This window comes from Roseococcus sp. GW821-FHT12F05 (genome assembly GCF_058806835.1).
In genome coordinates this window covers 134,080-156,523 of sequence record NZ_JBXAQB010000004.1, presented here as the reverse complement: position 1 = coordinate 156,523, position 22,444 = coordinate 134,080, and the positions used below count along the sequence as shown (strand labels likewise).

The 22,444-nt window shown below is 71.5% G+C and carries 23 protein-coding genes; 9 read left to right on the top strand and 14 right to left on the bottom strand.

What is annotated here, in order from left to right; translation table 11 throughout:
* Window positions 1-20: 20 nt before the first annotated feature.
* The 8 genes from AC1ROY_RS12670 to AC1ROY_RS12635 all read right to left on the bottom strand — a co-directional run bounded on the left by AC1ROY_RS12670 (window position 21) and on the right by AC1ROY_RS12635 (window position 8,586).
* On the bottom strand, window positions 21-530 hold the full coding sequence (locus tag AC1ROY_RS12670; protein ID WP_493149184.1) for a GNAT family N-acetyltransferase: 510 nt from the start codon (window positions 528-530) through the stop codon (window positions 21-23).
* Window positions 527-1,159, bottom strand: coding sequence for a uracil phosphoribosyltransferase (gene upp, locus AC1ROY_RS12665; protein WP_493149183.1), 633 nt, complete (start codon window positions 1,157-1,159; stop codon window positions 527-529). The genes AC1ROY_RS12670 and upp overlap by 4 nt, the downstream gene beginning before the upstream one ends.
* Window positions 1,156-3,261, bottom strand: coding sequence for a peptidoglycan -binding protein (locus AC1ROY_RS12660; protein WP_493149182.1), 2,106 nt, complete (start codon window positions 3,259-3,261; stop codon window positions 1,156-1,158). The genes upp and AC1ROY_RS12660 overlap by 4 nt, the downstream gene beginning before the upstream one ends.
* Entirely contained in the window at window positions 3,254-4,420 is a 1,167-nt protein-coding gene (locus tag AC1ROY_RS12655) for a flagellar motor protein MotA (RefSeq protein ID WP_493149181.1), read from the bottom strand. Before AC1ROY_RS12655 ends, AC1ROY_RS12660 begins: the two co-directional genes overlap by 8 nt.
* Window positions 4,421-4,537: 117 nt before the next feature.
* Entirely contained in the window at window positions 4,538-6,127 is a 1,590-nt protein-coding gene (locus tag AC1ROY_RS12650; RefSeq protein WP_493149180.1) for an ABC transporter substrate-binding protein, read from the bottom strand.
* A 38-nt stretch (window positions 6,128-6,165) separates the two neighbouring features.
* A complete protein-coding gene (locus AC1ROY_RS12645; RefSeq protein WP_493149179.1) occupies window positions 6,166-7,746 on the bottom strand; it encodes an ABC transporter substrate-binding protein in 1,581 nt (526 codons plus the stop codon).
* Window positions 7,747-7,854: 108 nt separating this feature from the next.
* Entirely contained in the window at window positions 7,855-8,097 is a 243-nt protein-coding gene (locus AC1ROY_RS12640; protein ID WP_493149178.1) for a hypothetical protein, read from the bottom strand.
* Between the two features lie 24 nt (window positions 8,098-8,121).
* Window positions 8,122-8,586 carry an Hsp20 family protein gene (locus AC1ROY_RS12635; protein WP_493149177.1) on the bottom strand — a complete coding sequence of 155 codons (465 nt, stop codon included), beginning with the start codon at window positions 8,584-8,586 and terminating at the stop codon, window positions 8,122-8,124.
* 126 nt (window positions 8,587-8,712) lie between these two features.
* On the opposite strand from AC1ROY_RS12635, the gene def reads away from it, so the two are divergent.
* From def to truA, 3 genes are all read left to right on the top strand, one after another.
* Window positions 8,713-9,243 carry a peptide deformylase gene (gene def / locus AC1ROY_RS12630; protein WP_493149176.1) on the top strand — a complete coding sequence of 177 codons (531 nt, stop codon included), beginning with the start codon at window positions 8,713-8,715 and terminating at the stop codon, window positions 9,241-9,243.
* Window positions 9,244-9,312: 69 nt separating this feature from the next.
* The gene (fmt, locus tag AC1ROY_RS12625; protein ID WP_493149461.1) at window positions 9,313-10,221 is read left to right on the top strand and encodes a methionyl-tRNA formyltransferase; all 909 of its coding nucleotides are present in this window, start codon (window positions 9,313-9,315) and stop codon (window positions 10,219-10,221) included.
* Window positions 10,221-10,985 carry a tRNA pseudouridine(38-40) synthase TruA gene (gene truA / locus AC1ROY_RS12620; RefSeq protein ID WP_493149175.1) on the top strand — a complete coding sequence of 255 codons (765 nt, stop codon included), beginning with the start codon at window positions 10,221-10,223 and terminating at the stop codon, window positions 10,983-10,985. The genes fmt and truA overlap by 1 nt, the downstream gene beginning before the upstream one ends.
* Window positions 10,986-11,056: 71 nt before the next feature.
* Here truA and AC1ROY_RS12615 read toward each other — a convergent pair whose 3' ends face one another.
* From AC1ROY_RS12615 to AC1ROY_RS12600, 4 genes are all read right to left on the bottom strand, one after another.
* Window positions 11,057-11,635 carry a hypothetical protein gene (locus AC1ROY_RS12615; RefSeq protein WP_493149174.1) on the bottom strand — a complete coding sequence of 193 codons (579 nt, stop codon included), beginning with the start codon at window positions 11,633-11,635 and terminating at the stop codon, window positions 11,057-11,059.
* A complete protein-coding gene (gene dapE / locus AC1ROY_RS12610) occupies window positions 11,623-12,771 on the bottom strand; it encodes a succinyl-diaminopimelate desuccinylase (RefSeq protein WP_493149173.1) in 1,149 nt (382 codons plus the stop codon). Before dapE ends, AC1ROY_RS12615 begins: the two co-directional genes overlap by 13 nt.
* 2 nt (window positions 12,772-12,773) lie before the next feature.
* Window positions 12,774-13,601 (bottom strand): 2,3,4,5-tetrahydropyridine-2,6-dicarboxylate N-succinyltransferase, encoded by an 828-nt coding sequence (dapD, locus tag AC1ROY_RS12605; RefSeq protein ID WP_493149172.1) that lies wholly within the window; start codon window positions 13,599-13,601, stop codon window positions 12,774-12,776.
* 84 nt (window positions 13,602-13,685) lie between these two features.
* The gene (locus AC1ROY_RS12600; protein ID WP_493149171.1) at window positions 13,686-14,465 is read right to left on the bottom strand and encodes an SH3 domain-containing protein; all 780 of its coding nucleotides are present in this window, start codon (window positions 14,463-14,465) and stop codon (window positions 13,686-13,688) included.
* A gap of 294 nt (window positions 14,466-14,759) precedes the next feature.
* On the opposite strand from AC1ROY_RS12600, the gene AC1ROY_RS12595 reads away from it, so the two are divergent.
* Entirely contained in the window at window positions 14,760-15,509 is a 750-nt protein-coding gene (locus AC1ROY_RS12595; RefSeq protein WP_493149170.1) for an FkbM family methyltransferase, read from the top strand.
* A 13-nt stretch (window positions 15,510-15,522) separates the two neighbouring features.
* On the opposite strand, the gene AC1ROY_RS12590 is transcribed toward AC1ROY_RS12595, so the two are convergent.
* Window positions 15,523-17,220, bottom strand: coding sequence for a thiamine pyrophosphate-dependent enzyme (locus AC1ROY_RS12590; RefSeq protein ID WP_493149169.1), 1,698 nt, complete (start codon window positions 17,218-17,220; stop codon window positions 15,523-15,525).
* A 139-nt stretch (window positions 17,221-17,359) separates the two neighbouring features.
* Between AC1ROY_RS12590 and AC1ROY_RS12585 the strand changes: the two genes are divergently transcribed.
* The 5 genes from AC1ROY_RS12585 to AC1ROY_RS12565 all read left to right on the top strand — a co-directional run bounded on the left by AC1ROY_RS12585 (window position 17,360) and on the right by AC1ROY_RS12565 (window position 21,823).
* Entirely contained in the window at window positions 17,360-18,010 is a 651-nt protein-coding gene (locus AC1ROY_RS12585) for a PepSY-associated TM helix domain-containing protein (protein WP_493149168.1), read from the top strand.
* A gap of 8 nt (window positions 18,011-18,018) precedes the next feature.
* A complete protein-coding gene (locus AC1ROY_RS12580) occupies window positions 18,019-18,534 on the top strand; it encodes a DUF2271 domain-containing protein (RefSeq protein WP_493149167.1) in 516 nt (171 codons plus the stop codon).
* Between the two features lie 11 nt (window positions 18,535-18,545).
* The gene (locus tag AC1ROY_RS12575; protein WP_493149166.1) at window positions 18,546-19,358 is read left to right on the top strand and encodes a DUF4198 domain-containing protein; all 813 of its coding nucleotides are present in this window, start codon (window positions 18,546-18,548) and stop codon (window positions 19,356-19,358) included.
* Window positions 19,359-19,438: 80 nt separating this feature from the next.
* Complete coding sequence (locus AC1ROY_RS12570; protein WP_493149165.1) at window positions 19,439-20,341, top strand: FAD:protein FMN transferase; 903 nt, start codon at window positions 19,439-19,441, stop codon at window positions 20,339-20,341.
* A gap of 3 nt (window positions 20,342-20,344) precedes the next feature.
* On the top strand, window positions 20,345-21,823 hold the full coding sequence (locus AC1ROY_RS12565) for a sulfite reductase subunit alpha (protein ID WP_493149164.1): 1,479 nt from the start codon (window positions 20,345-20,347) through the stop codon (window positions 21,821-21,823).
* Here AC1ROY_RS12565 and AC1ROY_RS12560 read toward each other — a convergent pair.
* Window positions 21,802-22,140, bottom strand: a complete 339-nt coding sequence (locus tag AC1ROY_RS12560; protein WP_493149163.1) for an MFS transporter — start codon at window positions 22,138-22,140, stop codon at window positions 21,802-21,804. The two genes, AC1ROY_RS12565 and AC1ROY_RS12560, sit on opposite strands and share 22 nt — an antisense overlap.
* Window positions 22,141-22,444 lie beyond the last annotated feature (304 nt).

Sequence of the window (22,444 nt, the reverse complement as noted above, 5' to 3'; positions counted from 1 at the left end):
AGGTTGCAAGGATGGGAGGGTCAGGCGGGCGGGTAGCGCCAGAACTCGGCCTCCACGCCCAGCAGGTGGATCATGCCGTCCTGGGTCGCCCCAAGCCGCCGTGCCAGCCGGCGCGAAGCCTCGTTCGCGGGGTGGATGAAGCTCGCCACCGGCTCCGGCATGCTGTCCCGCGCCCAACCCAGCACGGCCGACGCCGCCTCGAAGGCGAGGCCCCTGCCCCATTCGGCCGGCGCGATGCCATAGGCCAGTTCCGGCATGGGCCAGCCCTCCGGGTTCAGGATGCCGGCGCGGCCGATGAAGCGGCCCTCGTGCTCGATCGCCCAGAAGCCGCAGCCGCGCAGCGCCCATTGGCCGAGCTGCGCGGCCATGCCCGTCCAGGTCTCGATGCGCGTGCGCGGCTTTCCCGCCCCCTCGCCGACACCGAGATGGCGCATGAACACCGGATCGGCCTGCAGCGCCGCGAAAGCGTCGAGGTCGGCCTCGGCGAAGGCGCGCAGGACCAGCCGCTGCGTGCGCAGGACGGGAATCATTCCGTCCCGAAGCAGCGGTCGCCGGCGTCACCCAGGCCCGGCACGATATAGCCCTTCTCGTTGAGCTTCTCGTCCAGCGCGGCGGCGGTGATGGGCACGTCCGGATGCGCGGCGCGGAAGGCGGCAACGCCCTCGGGCGCGGCCACGACGCAGGCGAAGCGCACCGAGGTCGCGCCGCTCTGCTTCACCCGATGGATCGCCTGGATGGCCGATCCGCCGGTCGCGAGCATGGGGTCCAGCACCAGCGCGCCACGATGGGCGAGGTCGCGCGGCAGCCGCACCACGTATTCCGTCGGCTGCAGCGTGTGCTCGTCCCTGACGAGGCCGAGATGGCCGACCGGCGCCTCCGGCAGCACCATCCGCGCGCCCTCCAGCAGCCCGAGGCCCGCGCGCAGGATCGCCACGAGGCAGGGCTCCGGCGTGGCCAGGACGGGCGCGCGCATGGGGCCGACGGGCGTCTCGATGCCCGCCTCCGCCTCGTCGAGGTCACGCAGGGCCTCGCTGGTCAGGATAGCGCCGATCTCCGCCAGGATACGGCGGAAGGTGGCGCTGTCGGTCTCCTTCCGGCGGATACGGGTGAGCTTGGCGCGCAGCAGCGCGTGGTCGGGGATGTGGAAGGGCGTGCTCATCGGTCGGTCAGCCTGAGCTCGATGCGTCGGTTGCGGGCATAGGCCTCGGGCGTGTCGGCCGGGTCGATCGGCTGGTGCTCGCCGAAGGCGGCGGCAGCGACGCGGTTGGCCGGCAGCCCCGCCTCCATCAGCAGGTTCGCGACGGCGATCGCGCGCGCGGCGGAGAGCTCCCAGTTGGTCGCATAGCGGCTGCTGCGGATGGGGTTGCGGTCGGCATGCCCATCCACGCGCAGCAGCCAGGGGATCTCGGGCGGGATGCGCGAGGCGATGTCCAGCAGCACGCGCGAGAGCTGGCGGATCTGCTGCTGCCCGGCCGGCGAGAGCTCGGCCGAGGCCGGCGGAAAGAGCACCTCGGACTGGAAGATGAAGCGGTCGCCCACGATGCGCAGCTCGGGCCGGTCGCCCAGCACCTCGCGCAGGCGGCCGAAGAACTCGCTGCGGTAGCGCTGCAGCTCCTCGACGCGGCTCGCCAGCGCGGCGTTCAGCTGCGAGCGCAGGTTCACCACCTGCGCCTCGTTCTCGCGGTCCTTGGCCTCCGACGCGTCGAGCGCATTGGCGAGGCGGTTGAGCTGGCCGCGCAGCTCCGCGAGCTGCTGCGTCAGCAGCGCGACCTGGGCGCGCGCGGCCTCGGAGAGGCGCTGGTTCTCGGCCGCCTGGCCCTCGGCGCCCTGGCGGCGCTGGGTCTCGGCGGCGGCCTGCGCCTGGGCGGCAGCCTGTGCCTGGGCGGCGGCCTGGGCGGCGCGCTCGGCCTGCTCGCGCAGCGCGTTGAGGCGGGCGATGTCCTGCTGCATCCGCGCGAGGTCCGCGAGCCGCGCCTCGATGGTCGCGCGGTCGGTCGTGACGGTGCGGTTCAGCTCTTCCGCCTGGGCCTGGAGCGCGGCGATGCGGCGCTCCAGATCGGCGACATGGGCGGCGGCCTCGGTGGCCTGCCGGCGCAGCGTGGCCAGCTCCTGCCGCGCCGTCTCCAGGGCGCCGGTCGTCTCGCGCATCTGCCGCTCAACATTGCCGCGGGCCGTCTGCTCGGTCGCGAGACGCTGCTCGGCCGCGGTGCGGGCCGTGCGCTCGGCGGTGAGGTTGCGCGTGGCCTCGGTCAGGTTGCGCGACGCCTCGGCCAGCCGCTGCTCGGCCCCGCCGCGCGCGGTGCGCTCGGTGGCAAGGTTGCGGTTCGCCTCGGCGCGCGCCGCCTGCTCGGCGGTGAGCGTGCGCTGCGCCTCGGCCAGGCTGCGCTCCGCCGTGGCGCGGGCGGCCTGCTCGGCGGCAAGGGCGCGCTGCACCTCGGCCAGCCGCTGCTCCACGCCCGCTCGCGTGGCGCGCTCGGCCGCGAGCGCCTGGTTCGCCTCGGCAAGGCTGCGCTCGCTCGCCGTGCGGGCCGCCTGGGTCGCGGCCAGGTTGCGGTTGGCCTCGGCCAGCCGCTGCTCGACACCCACTCGCGTGGCCCGCTCGGCCGTGAGCGCCTGGTTCGCCTCGGCAAGGCCGCGCTCGCCCGCCGCACGGGCGGCCTGGGTCGCGGCGAGGTTGCGATTGGCCTCGGCCAGGAGCTGCGCGTTCGCCGCGCGCTCCGTGCCCGCGGTGCGGGCCTGCTCATTCAGCCGCTGCACCGTGCGCGCCGCGTCGCCGGTCGCAGATTCGGCGCGGCCCAGGGCCTCGGCGAGCTGCGCCTCGGCGCGGGTGAGCTGCTGCACGGCGGCACCGCGCGCGGCCTCCAGATCGGCGATGCGGGCCGTCAGCCGGTCGCGCTCGCCGCGCAGGCTGGCGGCGTCGCCGGCCAGGGCGTCGCGCTCGGCCTGGAGCACGCGCAGCTGCTCGGTCAGGCTGTCGCGCGAGCCGGTGGCGCCGCGCAGGTCGTCCGCCGCGCGCGTGAGCAGCGTGCGGAGCTCGGCGGTCTGCCCGCGCTCCAGCGAGAGCAGCTCGGACAGCTCCGCCACCTGGGCGTTCAGCCGATCGAGTGCGCGGTCCCGGTTGGAGAGGGCGGTGGACAGGAATCCCTGCGCCAGCACGAAGACCAGCAGCACGAAGATGATGACCATGAGCAGCGTGGACAGCGCGTCCACATAGCCCGGCCAGGGATCGAACCCCGCGGGACGCGCGCGGCGCCTAGCCACCGGGGTTGCCGCCCGGGATCTGCTGCGGCCCGCCCGAGATGGCCATGATGGTGCGCGTCAGCACGCGGATCTCGCTGCGCAGCTCCTGGGTGGACTGCGCGCGGCCCGAGGCCACCTCCTCCAGCAGGCGCGCCAGCAGCAGCTCGGTGTTGCGCAGGTGGCCGCGGGCCGCGTCATCGATGGCGCTCTGGCCCTGATAGGCGGCGAGCTGCGTCAGCACCGGCGTGAGCTGCGCCTGCTGCTCGGCCATGCGGGCGATCATCTGCTGGGTCGCCCGCATCTGGTCGCCGAGGAGGGAGAGCTGCTCGGCGAGCTGGCCGACGGCGGTGGCGGTGGTGCCCCGCGCCTCCTCGCCGCGGGCCATGATGGCCTGGAGCTGCTCGAGGTTCTCCGCCGTCTGCTCCAGCAGGGCGTGGACGAAGACCGGCATGGAGCCGCCCTCGGATTCGCCGCCGAGCGCGCCGGAGGAGAGCCGCGTCTGCCCGGCCAGCCAGTCCTCCAGCTCGGTGTAGAAGCGGTTCTGGGCCTGGCCCGCCGTGAGGTCCAGGAAGCCCAGCACCAGCGCGCCGGCGAGGCCCAGCATCGAGGACGAGAAGGCCACGCCCATGCCGCGCAGCGGCTCCGCCAGCCCGGCCTTGAGCTGGTTGAACAGCGCGTTCACGTCGCCCGAGCCGACCGACATGCCGCCGATCACCTCGGCCACCGCGCCGATGGTCAGCAGCAGGCCCCAGAAGGTGCCGAGCAGGCCGAGGAAGATCAGCAGCCCCGTCATGTAGCGCGAAAGCTCGCGCGTCTCGTCGAGCCGCGAGGAGATGCCGTCCAGCAGCGAGCGCATGGCCGCGGTGGAGAGGGTGAAGCGGTCGGTGCGCCGCGCCGCCAGCATGCTCGCCATGGGCCCGAGCAGCTTGGGCGTGGGGCGTGCCGGATCGCCCTGGCGCGGGTTGCGGAAGGCCTCCAGCCAGTCGACCTCGGGGCGCAGCACCAGCACCTGGCGGATGTTCCAGAGGACGCCGATCGCCAGCACGAAGAGGATGAAGCCGTTGAGGACCGGATTGGCCTCGAAGGCGTGGTGCAGCGAGGGGTAGAGCAGCGCGACGACGACCCCGACCAAGGCGAGGAAGGCCAGCATGCGGGAGAGGAAGGCAGTCGGCTTCGTCATGCGCGGAGACTACCGAGGCGCGCGGGGCGGCGCCAGTTGCGCTCTGGAGAAGTCGCGGTTTTCACAACAATCTTCATGCGATCGGAGGCAGTCTCGCTCCCGCCCTGCCGCAGCGGCCTAACGCTCCGGCCGCACGCCCATGGCCACCGTCCGCTCGTCCATCCGCGGCTCGTGCCGCAGCCCGCGCCGCAGGGCCCAGGTATTGGTGAGCTGCACGAGCTGGATCAGCGGCATCTCCTCGGCATAGCGCGCCGTGATCCGCTGCCACAGCTCCTCGCGCGCCGTGTCGTCCATGGTGGCGGAGGCGCGCGCGGTCAGCTCGTCGAACTCGGCGCTGGAGAAGCGGGCGTTGTTGTTCGCGCCGGTCAGGCGCTGCCGGTCATGCGTCGAGATGGTGTTGACCAGGTAGTTCGAGGCCTCGCCGGTCGAGCTGCCCCAGGCGCCCATCTGCATGGCGTATTCCACCCGGGCCCGGCGCGGGACGAAGGCGGTCCAGGGCAGCGCCTCGACCTGCACGCGCACGCCGACCCGCGTCCACATCTGCGCCACGGCCTGGGTGAGGCGGGCGTCGTTGGGCCAGCGGTCGTTGGGCGTGTGGACGGTGAGGCGGAAGCCCTCGGGATAGCCGGCCTCGGCCAGCAGGCGGCGGGCGCCCTCGGGATCGAAGCCCTGCGGCCGGACATCCGGGTTGTAGCCGAAGGCGCCCTCGGGCAGCCATTGCGCGGTGGCGACCGAGGCGCCCTCCATCACCCGCTCCACCAACGCATCGCGGTTGATCGCCATGGAAAGCGCGCGCCGCACGCGCGCATCCTTGAAGGGATTCACCGGCAGCGGCGTTCCGGCATTGTCGGTGATAAGAGGCGTCCCGCCGTCGCGCGAATAGTCGGGCGCCATGTAGACCGTGCGCAGGCTGGCGATCTCGGTGACCAGCAGCCGCGGCTCGCGGCGCAGGCGCGCGAGATCGCTGGTCGGGATCTGCTCGATCAGGTCCACGTCGCCGGCCAGCAGCGCCGCGGTGCGGCCGGCGTCGTTCAGGATCATGCGGTAGTTCACCCGCGCCCAGGGCTCGCGCTCGCCCCAGAAGGCGTCGTTGCGCTGCAGCTCCACGCGGTCGCCGGAGCGGTAGGAGACGAGGCGGTAGGGGCCCGTTCCGATCGCGGCACGGCCGGTGTTGTAGTCCTCGGTGGCCATGCCTTCGCCGGCATGGCGGGAGATGATCGCGACCGAAGCGAGGTCGAGCGGCAGCAGCGGATGCGGCTGGCGGGTGTGGATGCGCAGCGTGAGCGGGTCCTTCACCTCGACGCGGGAGATGGCGCGGAGAAAGCCGCCGAAGCCGCCCGGGCTGTTCGGCACGTTGGGCACGCGGGAGAAGGTGAAGACCACGTCGTCGGCGGTGAAGGGCCGGCCGTCATGCCAGGTGACGCCCCCGCGCAGCTTGAACTCCCACTCGGTGTCCGAGACCGGGCGCCAGCTGGTGGCCAGGCTCGGATGGGGACGCGCATGGCCGTCGCGCTCCACCAGCCGGTCGAAGATGTGCATGACCAGCGCGTTGTTCGGGCCGACATTGTGGAAATGCGGATCGATGGTGGTGACCGGCGCGCCAGCGCCGATGGTCAGGGTGCGGTCCTGCCCGGCAGGCTGCCCCTGGGCCTTCGCGGCGACCGGCGGCACGAGCGCCGCCAGCGCGAGAGCGCGTCTCTTGATCATGTCCATCCCCGGCCTTGTTGCCGGGGAGGCTAGCAGAACTACGGCGCGGGCCGCACCCCCATCGCGACGGTCCGCTCGTCCATGCGCGGCTCGTGCGCGAGGCCGCGACGCAGCGCCCAGGCGTTGTTGAGCTGGAAGAGCTGGATGGTCGGCAAGTCGTCGGCGACCATCGCCACGGCCTCGCGCCACATCGCCTCGCGCGTGCTGTCGTCCATGACCACCGAGGCCCGCGCCGTCAGCGCGTCCATGTCCGGGTTGGAGTAGCGGCCGGCATTGTTGGAGCCGGTCAGCTTCTGCCGGTCATAGGTCGAGATGATGTTGAGCATGAAGTTCGAGGCCTCGCCGGTCGAGCTGCCCCAGGCGCCCAGCTGCATGGCGAATTCCTGCCGCGCCCGGCGCGGCACGAAGGCCGAGAAGGGCAGCGCCTCCACCTGCACGCGCAGGCCGATGCGCGTCCACATCTGCGCCACGGCCTGGGTGATCCGGGCGTCGTTGGGCCAGCGGTCGTTGGGCGTGTGGACCGTCATGCGGAAGCCGTCGGGGAAGCCGGCCTCAGCCAGCAGGCGCTTCGCGCCGTCGGGATCGAAGCGCTGCGGCCGGACGTCGGGGTTGTAGCCGAAGGAGCCCGGCGGCAGCCATTGCGCGGTCGCGACGGCGCCGCCCTCCATCACGCGCTCGACCAGCGCGTCCCGGTTGATTGCCATGGACAGGGCGCGGCGCACGCGGATGTCGCGGAAGGGGTTCTGCGGGAGCGGCACGCCGGCATTGTCGGTGACCAGCGGCGTCGGACCCTCGCGCGAATAGGTGGGCGACATGAAGACGGTGCGCAGGCTCGGCGCCTCCGTCACCTGCAGGCGCGGATCGCGGCGCAGGCGAGGGATGTCGCTGGAGGGGATCTGCTCGATGAGGTCCACGTCGCCGGCCAGCAGCGCCGCGGTCCGGGCGGCGTCGTTCAGGATCATGCGGTAGTTCACCCGCGCCCAGGGCTGCGGGCCGGCCCACCAGGCGTCGTTGCGCACCAGCTCGACCCGGTCGCCGGAGCGATAGGCGACGAGGCGATAGGGCCCCGTGCCGATGGCGGCGCGGCCGGAATTGTAGTCCTCGGTGCCCATGCCCTCGCCGGCATGGCGGGAGACGATGATCACCGAGGCGAGGTCGAGTGGCATCTGAGGGTTGGGCTGGCGGGTGTGGATGCGCAGCGTCCCCGGGTCCGGCACCTCCACGCGCTCGATGAGGCGGAGGAAGCCCCCGAAGCCGCCGGGGCTGTTGGGCACGTCGGGAATGCGGGCGAAGGAGAAGAGGACGTCCTCGGCCGTGAAGGGCCTTCCGTCATGCCAGGTGACGCCCTGGCGCAGCTTGAACTCCCACTCGGTGTCCGAGATCGCGCGCCAGCTCGTGGCCAGCGCCGGATGCATGCGGGACTGCCCGTCGCGCTCCACCAGCTTGTCGAAGAGATGCATGGCCAGGGCGTTGTTGGGGCCCATGTTGTGGAAATGCGGGTCGATGGTGGTGACCGGCGCGGCGGCGCCGATGGTCAGCGTCTGGCTTTGCGCCGTTTGGGCCTGCGTCGCGATGGGAAGGGCGAAGACCGCGAGGGCGGTCGCGAGCTTGCGGAGCATGGGAGATCCTTTTCGCAACTGCGAAAAGACTAACCGGAATGTCACGCCATGCGCCATGCCCCGAAAGATTTCGGCCGAAGCTTTTGCAGAATCCTGGCGGCGGCGGCCTCAGCCCCTGCCCTTCTGCCGCATCCACATCTTGGCCGCGACCATCAGCACGATCCCGAGGGCGACCAGCCCGATCGTGCTGGGCGAATCCTCGATCGCGTCGAGGATGGCGGCCGGCCCCCAGCTCAGCCAGTCCAGGACCGTCCGGGGGAACCAGAGCAGGGCGTCCCAGCCGAACCAATGCGCCCCGATGCCGAGGACCACGAGGCAGAGGCCGAGCGTCCAGAGACTCGAGGGCTTCACACCGACCTCACCGGCCTGGGCAAGCTAAACCTCCTCGTCGCGCACGCGCTGGCGCACGACGGGCCGCGCTCCGACCGCGCCCTGCCGGCCGATCGGGATGGAGCGCACCTTCACCTCGGGCATGGGCCGCTGGAGGTCGATGTGCAGCAGCCCGTTGTCGAGGAAAGCGCCCTCCACGTCGATGCCCTCGGCCAGCACGAAGGCGCGCTGGAACTGCCGGGCCGCGATGCCGCGGTGGATGAAGACGCGCCCCTCCGTGTCGTCGCGCTGGCGGCCGCGGATGACGAGCTGGTTGTCCTCCTGCGTGATCGCCAGGTCGTCCATGGAGAAGCCGGCCACGGCCAGGGTGATACGCAGCCGCGCCTCGCCGGTCTGCTCGATGTTGTAGGGCGGATAGCCGTCGGCGTTCTTCTGCACACGGTCGAGCATCTGCTCGAGATGGTCGAAGCCGAGAAACAGCGGTGAACCGAACACCGAGGAACGGGACATTGAGCCTCCTGCCAGGAGCGAGTGCGGCCCGCGCCCCTGGAATAGGCGGCATGCGGACCTGCAACAGTTGGCCCACCGGCCGCGCCGTTGCAAGCCTGGGGTCGCGGCGCTACCTCCGCAGGCATCATGAACGACGAGAAACTTCCCATCCTGCTGGTCCCGGACCCGCATCTGCGCCGGAAGGCGCGGCTGATCGTGCCCGGCGACGAGGATGCGGTCCGCGAGCTGGCGCCCCGCATGCTGGCGACGATGTATGCCGCGCCGGGAATCGGGCTGGCGGCGCCGCAGGTCGGCTCGGACCTCCGGCTGATCGTGGTGGACGTGGCCGGCAAGGAGGAGCCGCCGGCGCCGATGATCCTGGTGAACCCGGAGATCACGGCGGCGACCAAGGAGCTGGCGGTCCGCGAGGAGGGCTGCCTCTCGCTGCCCGGCCAGTACGCCGACGTGGAGCGGCCGGCGCGGGTGAAGATCCGCTGGCAGGAGCTGGACGGGTCGAAGCGCGAGATGGAGGCGGAGGGGCTGCTCGGCGTCTGCCTGCAGCACGAGATCGACCACCTGAACGGGGTGCTCTTCGTCGATCACCTCTCGGCGCTGAAGCGGAACATGCTGCTGCGGAAGCTGGCCAAGGAGCTCAAGGCCAAGGCGCGGGATGAGTAGGCCCGCCGCGGCCGCGGAGCCCCGCAGCCGCGGCGCGGCGAGGAGCGAAGCGTGAATCGCGGCGCCAGACTGCGCATCGCCTTCATGGGCAGCCCGGACTTCTCGGTCCCTGCCCTGCACGCGCTGCACGCGGCCGGGCACGATATCCGCGCCGTCTACACCCAGCCGCCCAAGCCCGCTGGTCGCGGCCAGCAGGAGACCCCCTGCCCCGTGCACCGCGCGGCCCTGGCGCTCGGACTGCCGGTGCGCACCCCCGCGCGGGTGCGGCGCGACACCGCGGAGCACGAGGCCTTCGCGGCGCTGGACCTCGATGTCGCTGTTGTCGCGGCCTATGGGCTGATCCTGCCGAAGCCCATGCTGGACGCGCCGCGGCGGGGGTGCCTGAACATCCACGCCTCGCTGCTGCCGCGCTGGCGCGGGGCGGCGCCGATCCATGCGGCCATCCTGCACGGCGATGCCGAGAGCGGCGTCACCATCATGCGGATGGAGGAAGGACTCGACACGGGCCCGATGCTGCTGAAGGGCGTGGTGCCGCTCGGCCCGCGCAGCACCACTCCGGAGCTGCACGACGCGCTTTCGGCGATGGGCGCGGAGCTGATCCTGCGCGCGCTGGACGAGGACCCGCCCGCCGTCCCGCAGCCCGAGGAGGGCGCGAGTTATGCACCCAAGCTCACCAAGGCGGACGGGCTGCTCGACTGGACGCAGCCGGCCACGGCGCTGGATGCGCGTGTCAGGGCGATGAACCCCTGGCCGGGCGCCTATTTCCCGCATCGCGGAGAGGTGCTGCGCGTGCTTGCGGCCGAGCCTATTGCGGGCTCCGGCGCTCCGGGCGAGGTGCTGGCGGGGCAAGCCCTGACCATTGCCTGCGGCGAGGGCGCGCTGCGCCTCACCCGTCTGCAGCGCCCGGGCCGCGGCGCGATGGACGCCGATGCCTTCCTGCGCGGCTATTCCCTGCCCGCCGGCATGATGCTCGGCTGATGCCGAGCTACGCCTTCCTCGTCGAATACGACGGCGCCGAATTCTTCGGCTGGCAGCGGCAGGCTTCGGGGCCATCCGTCCAGCAGGTCATCGAGGAAGCCGCCGCCAAGCTGAACGGCGGCGAGGTGCCGCTCGCCACCGCCTCCGGCCGCACGGATTCCGGCGTGCATGCGGAAGGCCAGGTCGTGCAGATCGGGCTCTCGGCCGACCTTCCGCCGGAGCGCATGCGCGCGGCGCTCGACTTCCACGTCCGGCCGCACCGCATCGCCATCCGCGCGGCGGCGTCAGCGCCGGAGGGCTGGTCGCCGCGCTTCTCCGCGGTGCAGCGGCACTACCGCTACCGGATCCTCGCCCGGCGCGCGAAGCCGGCGCTGGAGGAAGGGCGCGTCTGGCACATCCCGCTGCCGCTCGACCACGAGGCGATGCATGCGGCAGCGCAGGGGCTGCTGGGACGGCACGACTTCTCGGCCTATCGCGCGGCCTCCTGCCAGGCGGATTCGCCGCTGCGCACGCTGGAGCGGCTGGAGGTCATCCGCACCGGCGAGGAGATCCACATCCTCGCCAGCGCGCGGAGCTTTCTGCACCATCAGGTGCGGAACCTCGTGGGCACGCTCTACGAGGTGGGGCTGGGGCGGCGGCCGGTCACATGGCCACGCGAGGTACTGGACGGCAGGGACCGCCGCCTCGCCGGCCAGACCGCGCCGCCGCAGGGCCTGTGCTTCCTCAGCGTTGAGTTTCCGCAGGCGCTCGATTGGCGGGCGTAGCGGGGGGCTTCTGGTCCTGGACTCCAAAACCGACCGGAGATGCAAGAATGTGAGGGCAGCGTCCCTCGATCTCAGCCGCCCGAGATCCGCGCCGTCACCCCGCCGATGAACAGCCCCAGCGCCAGGTCCAGGATCACGAACATCGCCGCCGTCAGCCCGGGGATGTTCAGCGCCACCCTAGTCACGAACCACTCCAGCCAGATCGCATAGCCCACCGCGGCCAGGCCCAGCGCATTGCCGATCCAGCCCGGCAGGCCGAACAGGCTGGGCAGCAGCAGCACGACCAGCAGCGCGTATTGCACGAGGTTCGACCAGTTCCAGGCCGCGATGAAGCGCGGCCAGTCGCCGCCGCGGCCCGCCTGCTGCGCCAGCAGGCGCGAGGCCAGCGCGAAACCCACCCAGCCCAGCGTGTAGCCGACCAGCTCGGCCACCAGCGACACGACCACGCCGTTGGGCGGCGCGCCCTGCGTCGCCCAGCCGAGGATGCGGAGCGCCAGCAGCACCGGCAGGCAGATGGCAGCCGCGAGGAAGGAATGCCGCGCGCCCTCCATGCCCGGCGCGATGAGCGCCAGCCCCACAGCGCGGCCCCGCGCGAAGAGCAAGGCGGCGGCGATGCCGTTGGCGACGCTGGGCGGGTTCAGCGCAGGCACTCCTCAATCACGAGGCGATAGAGTCCCGCCAGCGCCCGCAGCTCCGCCACCGGCGCGGATTCGTCGCGCTGATGCAGCGTGGCGCCGACCGCGCCGAGCTCGGCCACCGGGCAGTAATGCGTGATGAAGCGCGCATCCGAGGTGCCGCCGCCGGTGTCGAGCTTCGCCTCCAGCCCCGTGCCGCGACGGATGGCGCGCTGCAGCGCCTCCACGAAGGGGCCGGGCTCGGTGAGGAAACTCTCGCCGGAGACGGCGACGCGCAGCTCGTGCTCCGGCGCGTGCTCGGCGAGCATGGTGCGGATGCGCTCGGTCAGGGCGCTGGAATGATGGTGGTCGTTGAAGCGGATGTTGAGGAAGGCCCTCGCTTCGGCCGGGATCACGTTGGTCGCGGTGTTGTCCACCTGGATGCCGGTGACCTGCAGCGTCGAGGCCTCGAAGAACTTCGAGCCGGAATCCAGCGGCTCGGAGGTCAGCGCGTTCAGCACGCGGATCAGCCGGTGCACGGGGTTGTCGGCGAGCTGCGGATAGGCGCTGTGGCCCTGCCGGCCCTTCACCGTGATCCAGGCGTTCATGCTGCCGCGCCGGCCGACCTTGATGGTGTCGCCGAGCTGCGCCTTGGAGGTGGGCTCGCCGACGACGCACATGTCGGGCGTGTGGCCGTTCTCGGCCATCCATTCGAGGACGCGGCGCGTGCCGTCCACGCTCGGCCCCTCCTCGTCGCCCGTGATGAGCAGCGAGATGGAGCCGGGATGGTCGGGATTGGCCACGAGGAAGTCGGACAGCCCCGCGACGAAGGCCGCGATGCCGCCCTTCATGTCGCAGGCGCCGCGGCCATAGAGCACGCCGCCCTTGATGACCGCCGCGAAGGGATTGTCGGCCCAGGCAGCCTCGTCGCCGGGCGGCACCACGTCGGTGTGGCCGGCGTAGCAGAGATGCGGACCTTCCGTGCCGCGGCGGGCGAAGAGGTTGTCCACCTCTCCGTACTTCAGCCGCGTGCAGGTGAACCCCAGCGGCACGAGCGCCGCCTCCATCGTCGCGAGCGCGCCGCCATCCGCCGGTGTCACGCTGCGGCAGCGAATCAGCGCCTGCGCCAGCGGGATCGGGTCGGTCGGCTCCTCGGGGAGATTTCCGCGCACGCTCAGTCGCGCAGCAGGTCGTTGATCGAGGTCTTGGCGCGGGTCTGCGCGTCCACGCGCTTCACGATCACGGCGCAGTAGAGGCTCGGGCCGGGCGTGCCGTCCGGCAGCGGCTTGCCCGGAAGATTGCCAGGGACCACCACCGAATAGGACGGCACGCGGCCGATGAAGATCTCGCCGGTGTTGCGGTCGATGATCTTGGTCGTCGCCGAGAGGAAGACGCCCATGGAGAGCACCGAGCCCTTCTCCACGATCACGCCCTCGACCACCTCGGAGCGCGCGCCGATGAAGCAGTCGTCCTCGATGATCACGGGGTTCGCCTGCAGCGGCTCCAGCACGCCGCCGATGCCCACGCCGCCGGACAGATGCACGTTCTTGCCGATCTGCGCGCAGGAACCCACGGTCGCCCAGGTGTCGACCATCGTGCTGCCGCCGACATAGGCGCCGAGGTTCACGAAGCTCGGCATCAGCACCACGTTCGGCGCGATATAGGCGGAGCGGCGGGCGATCGCGCCCGGCACGGCGCGGAAGCCGGCTTCCTTCCAGCGGTTCGGGCCCCAGCCCTCCCACTTCAGGGGAACCTTGTCATAGGCGCCGGCGGAGGTGTCCATCGGCGCGGAATCGCTGAGCCGGAAGGAGAGCAGCACGGCCTGCTTCAGCCATTGGTTGACGTGCCACTCGCCGTCCTTCGGCTCGGCGACGCGGGCCTTGCCGCTGTCCAGCATCTCCAGCGCCGCCTCGACGGCCTCGCGCGGCTCGCCCTGGGTCGTGGCGGAGAGGGTGTCGCGCTTCTCCCAGAGGGACTCGATGGTGGATTGCAGGCTGGACATGACGGCTCCTCGATTGGCGCCCAGAGGCTTCGCAGCGGGGGCCGGGGGAGTCAATCAGGCGCGGCCCGATCTCCGCATCCGGAGTCAGCGCGCGGGCGGCTCCAGCACCGTGGCATGCAGCCATCCGATGGCGGTGCCGCCGCGGCCCACCTGGTACCAGCCGCCCGGCGCCTCGGCGATGACGTCCAGCGTGCTCGAGGGCGGGACGACGCCGATCACTTCGCCGCCGACCGGGCCGCTGCGGAGATTGGCGCCGGTGCGGGCCCAGGTGACGACCGTCTGCCGGGTGGCGGGGAGGCTTCCGGGCTGCACGGGCGCCGAGGCCAGCGGGGCGGCCGGCGCAGGCCCAGGGGTAGATCCGGTGGTAGACCCGGGGGCCGCCGGCGGGCTGGCCGCCGGCGGCGTGGGGGTGGCGGGATCGCCCGCGCCCGTGATCGGCAGGGGCGGATAGCTGCGCGCCATGGGCCGATTGGTCAGCGGGCCGCCGCCATCGAAGCACCGGTCCACCATCTCCAGGAAGACGCGGGTGGCCTCGGGCCCGGTGGCGCCGAGCGTGAAGCCCGTCACGCGCGCCGCCTCCCCCTGGAAGGTGATAACCGCGACATAGGGGATGTAGGGATCGCCCGCCCCGGCGCTCGACCGGCCGCAGACGGCGACCGTGTCGGACAGCGCCTGGGAGAAGACCTGCACGCCCCGCAGCTGCGTCTCCTGCCCGCGCAGCCTCTCCCGCAGCGCGGCCGTGGCCGCGTCGCGCGCCGCCTGCTGGCGTGGGGCGGGGGCGGGCGCCGGGGCGGAGGCGTCCTTCTCCTCGCGGCAGGCCGCGAGGGCGAGGAGAGCGATCAGGAGGTGGAGATGGATCCGCACGGGGCGAGGATACCCCGCCCTGCCCGGCTACGCATATCCAGGAATGCACCAGCCTTGGCCGCGAGACTTCGCCGGTCAAACACCTTGCGTGAGAAATCAGACCTCCTGATTCGGCAGCGGCCGCCGATCAATTCCGGGCCGCTCCGATCGGCGGGAAGATTCCATGGCGCATCCGACCAAGGCCGTTCAGATCGGCGGCATCAGCCATCTGATCGCCGGGCTGGCCGTGGACGATCCCTACTTCCTCGCGATGCGGACGGCTACGGCAGCGGTTTCGACGCATTCTGTGCCGCCGTGCTCCGTCCCGACGATATCTGCCTCGATGTCGGGGCCAATATCGGCCTCACCAGCCTGATCATCGCCGCCCGCGCTCCTGAAGGCCGGGTCCTCTCCATCGAGGCAGGCCCCACCGTCTTCCGCCTGCTGCAGGACAACATCGCGCGCAGCGGGCTCGGCCATGTCACGCCCGTCCACGCCGCGGCGGGCGAGGTCGATGGCACGGCCCGCTTCACCGAGAATTCCGCCTCTGGCCACATCTCCCGGGACGGGGCGGAGGTGCCGCAGCGCACGCTGGCGTCCCTGGCCGGGGAGCATGCGCTGCCGCGCGTCGATTTCCTAAAGATCGACGTGGAGGGCCACGAGTTCCCGATCCTGCGCGCCGCGCTCGATCTTCTGCGGCGGGACGATCCCATGGTCTTCCTCGAATTCAACGCCTGGTGCCAGATCGCGCATGCGGAAGTGAACCCGCTGGAATTCGCCCAGTGGCTGCTCCGCTCCTTCTCCCATGTCTGGCAGGTCGACCGGAGCGCCGGGAGCCTGGCGCTTCGCTGCATCCCGCCCGATGGCGCGCTTCATCTCGTGCATGGGATCATGGTCCATGCGGGCGCGCTGAGCGATCTCGTGGCCATGAATGCGCCCGAACGCCTGGCCGCCCATCTCGCCGCGCCGCCGCGACCGCACTGGGCCGGTGCCATCTCGACCTCGGCGCAGCGCCTCCTGCGCCGCGCCGGCTTCGAGCTGCGCCGGATCCCGAAATCCGTCTGAGACGAAGGAAGGCCTACTTCTTCGGCCCCTTCCCCTGCGCGCGGAGATCCGAGATGGTCGCGCGGTTGGTGACCTGCTCGGGATTCGTGCGGATCTCGATGATCGCGGGCTTGCCGCTCGCCACCGCGCGCTTGTAGGCCGGCACCAGCTCCCCCGTGGTCTCGACGAGCTCGCCATGGCCGCCGAAGGCCTCGATGAAGCGGGAGAAGTCCGGGTTGGTCAGCATCGTGCCGCTGACGCGCTCGGGATAGACGCGCTCCTGGTACATGCGGATCGTGCCGTACATCGAATTGTTGAAGACCAGGATGATCGGCGCCACGCCGTGGTGGAAGGCGGTGGCGATCTCCTGGCCCGTCATCATGAAGCCGCCGTCGCCGACGAAGCAGATCACCTGCCGGTCCGGGAAGGTGATGGCCGCGCCGATCGCGGAGGGCACGCCGTAGCCCATGGCGCCGTTGGTCGGGCCGAGGAAATCCTGGCCCTCCTTCACATGCATGAAGCGCGTGGGCCAGGTGGCGAAGTTGCCGGCGTCGGTGGTGAAGATCGTGTCCTTCGGCAGCTCCTTCTCGAGCGCCTGGAGCGCGCGGGCAAGGTTGATCCGGCCCTCGTAGTCCGGCGCCTCCGCCTGCTCCTCGCGCGCCGCGCGGACCTGCTTGCGCCAAGCGCCCCAGCGCGGCTTCTTCACCTTCTCGCCCTCGAGCGCGAGGGCGAAGGCGTTGACATCGGAGGTGATGCCCAGCGCCACGCGATAGACGCGGCCGATCTCGGCCTGGTCCGGATAGACCTGCACGATCGGCGTGGCGCCGGCCATGTCGAGCAGCGTGTAGCCCTGGCTCACCGGCTCGCCCATGCGGGTGCCGAAGGCGAGGATGAGGTCGGCCTCCTTGGCGGCGGCCACCAGCTTCGCGTCGGCGCCCACGCCGAGATCGCCCACGAAGTGCTTCGAGGTGCCGTCGAACAGCCCCTGCCGGCGGAAGGAGACGCAGGTCGGGATGTCGTTGGCGACGAGGAAGTCGCGGATGGCGGCGCGGCCCTCCGGCGTCCAGCGGCTGCCGCCGAGGATGGCGAGGGGGCACTCGGCCTTGGCGAGCAGCGCCATCATCTTCGGGATCGCATCCGGCGCGGGATAGGCCGGCATGACCTCCGACGGCCCGATGTCGGGCACGGCCACCAGGTCCTTCTGCATCTCCTCGGAGATGGCGACGACGACCGGTCCGGGGCGGCCGCTGACCGCGACGTCGAAGGCATGCGCCATGATCTCGGGGATGCGGTCCGCGTCGTCGATCTGCGTCACCCACTTCGCGAGCGGCGAGAACATCCGGCGGTAGTCGACCTCCTGGAAGGTCTCGCGATCGGTCTCGACGATGGGGATCTGGCCGACGAGCAGGATCAGCGGCGTGCTGTCCTGCATGGCGACATGCACGCCGATGGCCGCGTGGCAGGCGCCCGGGCCGCGCGTCACGATGGCCACGCCGGGCTTGCCGGTCAGCTTGCCATGGGCCTCGGCCATGTGGACGGCGCCGGCCTCGAAGCGGCAGGTGATGAGCTCGATCCGGTTGCGGACGGAGTAGAGCCCGTCGAGCAGGTCGAGATAGCTCTCGCCGGGCACGGCGAAGACATGCGTGGCACCCTGCGCCACCAGGGCGTCCGCGAGCAGCTTGCCGCCGCTGCGCTCGGTGATGGACTTACCCTGCTTCGGCGACTTCGCCATGCGACACTTCCCCCTTCGGAAACGGCCGCGAAGCTAGACCGGGTTCCCCCGCGCGTCACCGGGCGGGCGACGGTTACGTTACGAGATTTGCACGCGGCCGACAGACCGGCTATTTGCGAACCATTCTCAACGAGGCGTCATGACCCCGAGCAAGTCCGGCACGGCCAGGCCACCGCTCGCGGCCGGCAACCGATCCTTCTGGCTGAAGCAGCTGCACCAGTGGCACTGGATCAGCTCGGCCATCTGCCTGATCGGCATGCTGCTCTTCGCGGTGACCGGAATCACGCTGAACCATGCCGGGCAGATCGAGGCCTCGCCGCGCACCACGGCCCGCACCGCGACGCTGCCGGCCGCCCTGCTGGAGGCCCTGCCGCCCACGCAGGGCGAGGTGAAGCGTGCCCTGCCCGCGCCCCTCCGCGACTGGATCAGCCGCGAGTTCGGCGTCACTGCCGGCGACCGCGAGGCCGAATGGTCGGCCGACGAGATCTACCTGCCCCTGCCCCGGCCCGGCGGCGACGCCTGGATCAACATCGACCGCACGACCGGCGAGGCCCGTCACGAGGTCACCACCCGCGGCTGGGTCTCCTACCTCAACGACCTGCACAAGGGCCGCAACACGGGTGCGGCCTGGAGCTGGTTCCTCGATGTCTTCGCCGTCGCCTGCTTCGTCTTCTGCGGCACCGGGCTCTTCCTGCTGCACATGCACGCCGGCGGCCGGCCGACGACCTGGCCCATGGTGGGGCTCGGGCTCGTGGTGCCGGTGATCCTCGCCATCCTGTTCATCCATTGAGAGGTTCCATGCGTCTTCTTCCCACGCTCGCCGCCAGCGCCGCCGTCCTGCCAGCCGCCGCGGGCGCCGCCGAGCTGAATGTCACCATCGAGATCCCGCAGCTCAACGTGGCCGAGTACCACCGCCCCTATGTCGCGCTCTGGGTGGAGCGCGCGGACCAGTCCACGGCCGCCAACCTCGCCGTCTGGTACGCGATCCGCATGCGCGACAACGAGGGCGAGAAGTGGCTGAAGGACATGCGCCAATGGTGGCGCCGCTCGGGCCGCGAGCTGCGCTTCCCGATCGACGGCGTGACCGGCGCGACCCGCGCGCCCGGCCGCCACACGCTGCGCTTCGATGCGGCCAGCGGCCCGCTCTCGAACCTGCCGGCCGGCCAGTACAACCTCGTGGTCGAGGCCGCGCGCGAGGTGGGCGGCCGCGAGCTGCTGCGCGTCCCCTTCCAGTGGCCACCCGCGGCCGCGCAATCCGGTTCCGCCCAGGGCTCGACCGAGCTCGGCGCCTTTTCCCTCTCCACCCAACCCTGAAAGGTCAGAAGATGTTGAAAAGCTTCCCTCTCCGGCGGCTCCTCCTGGCCGCGATGGTCGCGCTCCCGGTTGGCGCGGCACAGGCGCATCGTTCCTGGATGATGCCCTCGGCCACCGTGCTCTCGGGCAACGACCCCTGGGTGACGGTGGACGCCGCCGTCTCCAACGACCTCTTCTATTTCGAGCACTTCCCCATGCAGCTCGACGGGCTGACCATCATGGCGCCCGACGGTAGTCAGGTGACGGCGGAGAACCAGTCGCGCGGGCGCTACCGCAGCACCTTCGACTTCCCACTCCGCCAGGCCGGCACCTACCGCGCCTCCGTGGCCGGCGGCGGCCTCTTCGCGAGCTGGCGCGAGGGCGGGCAGCAGAAGCGCTGGCGCGGCACGCGCGAGGCCTTCGCGACAGAGGTCCCGCGGAACGCGGAGAACCTGCGCGTCACGCTGAGCCAGCGCCGCGTGGAGTTCTTCGTCACCCGCGGCGCGCCCAATGACCGCGTGCTGCAGCCGCTGAACGAGGGGCTGGAGATGGTTCCCGTCACGCACCCCAACGACCTCGTGGCCGGCGAGCCCGCGCGCTTCCGCCTGCTGCTCGACGGCCGCCCGGTCGGCGGCGTCGACGTCGAGGTGGTGCCCGGCGGCAACCGCTACCGCGACGCGGTGAACGACCAGAAGGTGAAGACCGGCGCCGACGGCGTGTTCGAGATCCGCTGGGGCGGGCCCGGCATGCACTGGATCGGCGCCTCGGTGCGCGACGACAACTCCGGCATGCCCGGCGTGCAGCGCAACGCCAGCTACGCCGCGACGCTCGAGGTCCTTCCCTGAACAGGGTCCTCGTTCCGGAGCTGACGGCGCCGCTGCTACCGCCCCGCCCGGGTGAGGTGCGGAGCCTGGGCGGATCGACGATGGGAACCACCTGGTCGGTCCGCTACGCGGGCGGCGCGGAGGGTTCCGCGCTGCGTCCCGGCATCGAGGCGGTGCTGGAGACGGTCGTCGAGCAGATGAGCGGCTGGCTGCCCACCTCGAACCTGTGCCGCTTCAACACCGCGATCGCGGGATCGCGGCGCCGGCCGCCGGCGGAATTCGCGGAAGTGCTGGCCTGCGCGCTGGAGATCGCGGAGGCGAGCGACGGCGCCTTCGATCCGACCATGGCGCCGTTGGTGGACCTCTGGGGCTTCGGGCCGCACCCCGCCGCCCAGGCGATGCCGGAGGCCTATGATGTCGCGCAGGCGCTGGCGCGCGTCGGCTGGCGGAAGCTGCAGTTCGAGCAGGGCAGCCTGTACCAGCCCGGTGGCCTGGGGCTGGACTTCTCCGGCATCGCCAAGGGCTATGCGGTGGATCTCGTGGCCGAGCATCTCGCCTTGCTGGGGCTCGCCTCCTTCCTGGTCGAGATCGGCGGCGAGCTGCGCGGCCAGGGGATGAAGCCGGACGGCTCGCCCTGGTGGGTGGCGCTGGAATCCGTGCCCGGCGCGGCCTCCGCCGAGGAGGATTTCGTGGTGGCCCTGCACGGGCTCTCCGTCGCGACCTCGGGCGACTACCGCCGCTTCTTCGAGCAGGACGGCCGCCGCTACGGCCATACGCTGGACCCGCGCACGGGATGGCCCGTCGCGAACAACCTGGCCTCCGTGACCGTGCTGCATCCGATCTGCATGCGCGCGGATGCCTGGGCCACCGCGCTGTCCGTGCTCGGCCTGCGCGAGGGGCTGGAATTCGCCGCGTGCCACGGCATCGCCGCGCTCTTCGTCACGCGCGAGGAGGCGCGCCTCGCCGAGCACATGTCCCCCGCCTTCGCCGCCATGCTGGACTGAGCCTTGTCCCCGGAACTTGAACGCTACCTGACCGCAGCGGCGGTGCTGCTGGCCTATGCTGCCTTCTGCGGCTTCATCGCCTGGCGTCGTCGCCGGCGGCGCGCCCCCGGACTCGCCATGCTCGCGACGTCGCAGGAGCCCGTGCTCGTCGCCTATGCCAGCCAGACCGGTTTCGCCGAGGAGATCGCGCGGCGCAGCGCGGAATCCCTGCAGGAGGGCGGCGTTCCCGCCCGTCTCGCGCCGCTGGAGACGCTGGATGCCGACACCCTGGCCGTGGCCGGCCGCGCCGTCTTCGTCGTCAGCACCACCGGCGAGGGCGACGCTCCCGACCACGCCGCCCGCTTCGTCCGCCGCGTGATGGGGCGTAAGGCCGTGCTGACGGGCCTCGACTACGGGCTGCTCGCGCTCGGCGACAGCTCCTATGCGCTCTACTGCGCCTTCGGCCGGCAGCTCGACGCCTGGCTGCAGACCCATGGCGCCACGCCGCTCTTCGACCGCGTCGAGGTGGACGACGCCGACGGCGGCGCGCTGCGCCACTGGCAGTACCATCTCGGCAAGATCGCGGGGACCAGCGAGACGCCGGACTGGGCGCCGGCGCGCTTCGCCGAATGGCGGCTGATCGAGCGGCGGCTGCTGAATCCCGGCAGCCCCGGCGGGCCGGCCTTCCACCTCGCGTTGGAGCCGATGGAGGGCGGCCCAAAGGACGGAATCGAATGGCAGGCCGGCGACATCGCCGAGATCGGCCCGCGCAACGCCCGCGCGGCGCTCGACCGCTTCCCGCCCTATTTCCTGGAGGCCCTGCGCGACCGGATGCTGCCCGACGACCCGGCGGAACTCGCCGGCCTCACGCCGGAGCAGGCGCGGGAGCGGCAAAAACCCCTGCCCCATCGCGAATACTCCATCGCCTCGCTGGCCAGCGAAGGCCGGCTGGAGCTGGTGGTGCGGCAGGCGCGGCATCCGGACGGGCGACTCGGCATCGGCTCGGGCTGGCTGACGGAGCACGCACCGATGGGCAGCCCCATCGCGCTGCGTGTCCGCAGCAACCGCAGCTTCCACCCGCCGGACGACGACCGGCCGATGATCCTCATCGGCAACGGCACGGGCATCGCGGGGCTGCGCGCGCATCTCAAGGCGCGGGCCGCGGCGGGGCGGCGCCGCAACTGGCTGGTCTTCGGCGAGCGCACCCGTATCAAGGACTTTCTGTACCGCGAGGAGATCGAGGGCTGGCTGGCCGAGGGCGTGCTGGCGCGGCTGGACCTCGCCTTCTCGCGCGACCAGGGGACGCGCCTCTACGTGCAGGACCGGCTGCGCGAGGCGGCCGACACCCTGCGCGAATGGGCGGCCGAGGGCGCCGCCATCTATGTCTGCGGCAGCCTGGAGGGCATGTCCGCCGGCGTGCATGCGGCGCTGGTCGAGGCGCTGGGCCATGAGGCGCTGGAGCGCATGGCCGAGGAAGGACTCTACCGCCGCGACGTGTACTGATCGCGGTCGTCGGTCCTGGGGATCAGGACCAGCGCCGTCACCGCGCCCAGCGCCGAGGCCAGCCCCGCGACCACGAAGGCCAGCGTTACCGACCAGGTGAGCATCGCGCCCGCCAGGGCCGTGCCGATCGGGAAGCCGGCCAGGTTCAGGCTCATCGAGACCGAGAGCACGCGGCCGAGCTCCGCCGGGTCCGTGCGCCGCTGGCGCAGCGTCAGCAGGCCCACGTCGATCGGCCCGGCCAGCGCCCCCGCGGCCATGAGGCCCAGCACCAGCCCGCCCAGGCCGAAGAGTGTCGCCACCGAGGCGGGGGGACTCACCCATGCTTTCAACCGACACACTCAGGCGTCGCTGCAAAAAGTTAGTGATATAGTTCTGCGCGAGGGGATGGCGATGCCGCCGAGGGTGGAGACGATAAGCGCCGTCTGTCCTCAGAGGGCCTGGGTAGACTGCTCCGTGATTCTCTCCACCGTGGGGATGCCACAGCGCGTGTTCGCTGGCCATTGGCTGAAATGATTTGGAGCGAATGCATTGGCCGTTGTGTTTTCCACCTCAATAAATTGATCCCAAGTGGACTGGCGGAATCGAATGGCCGCCCCGTCGGATCCTGATGGAAGAAGATCT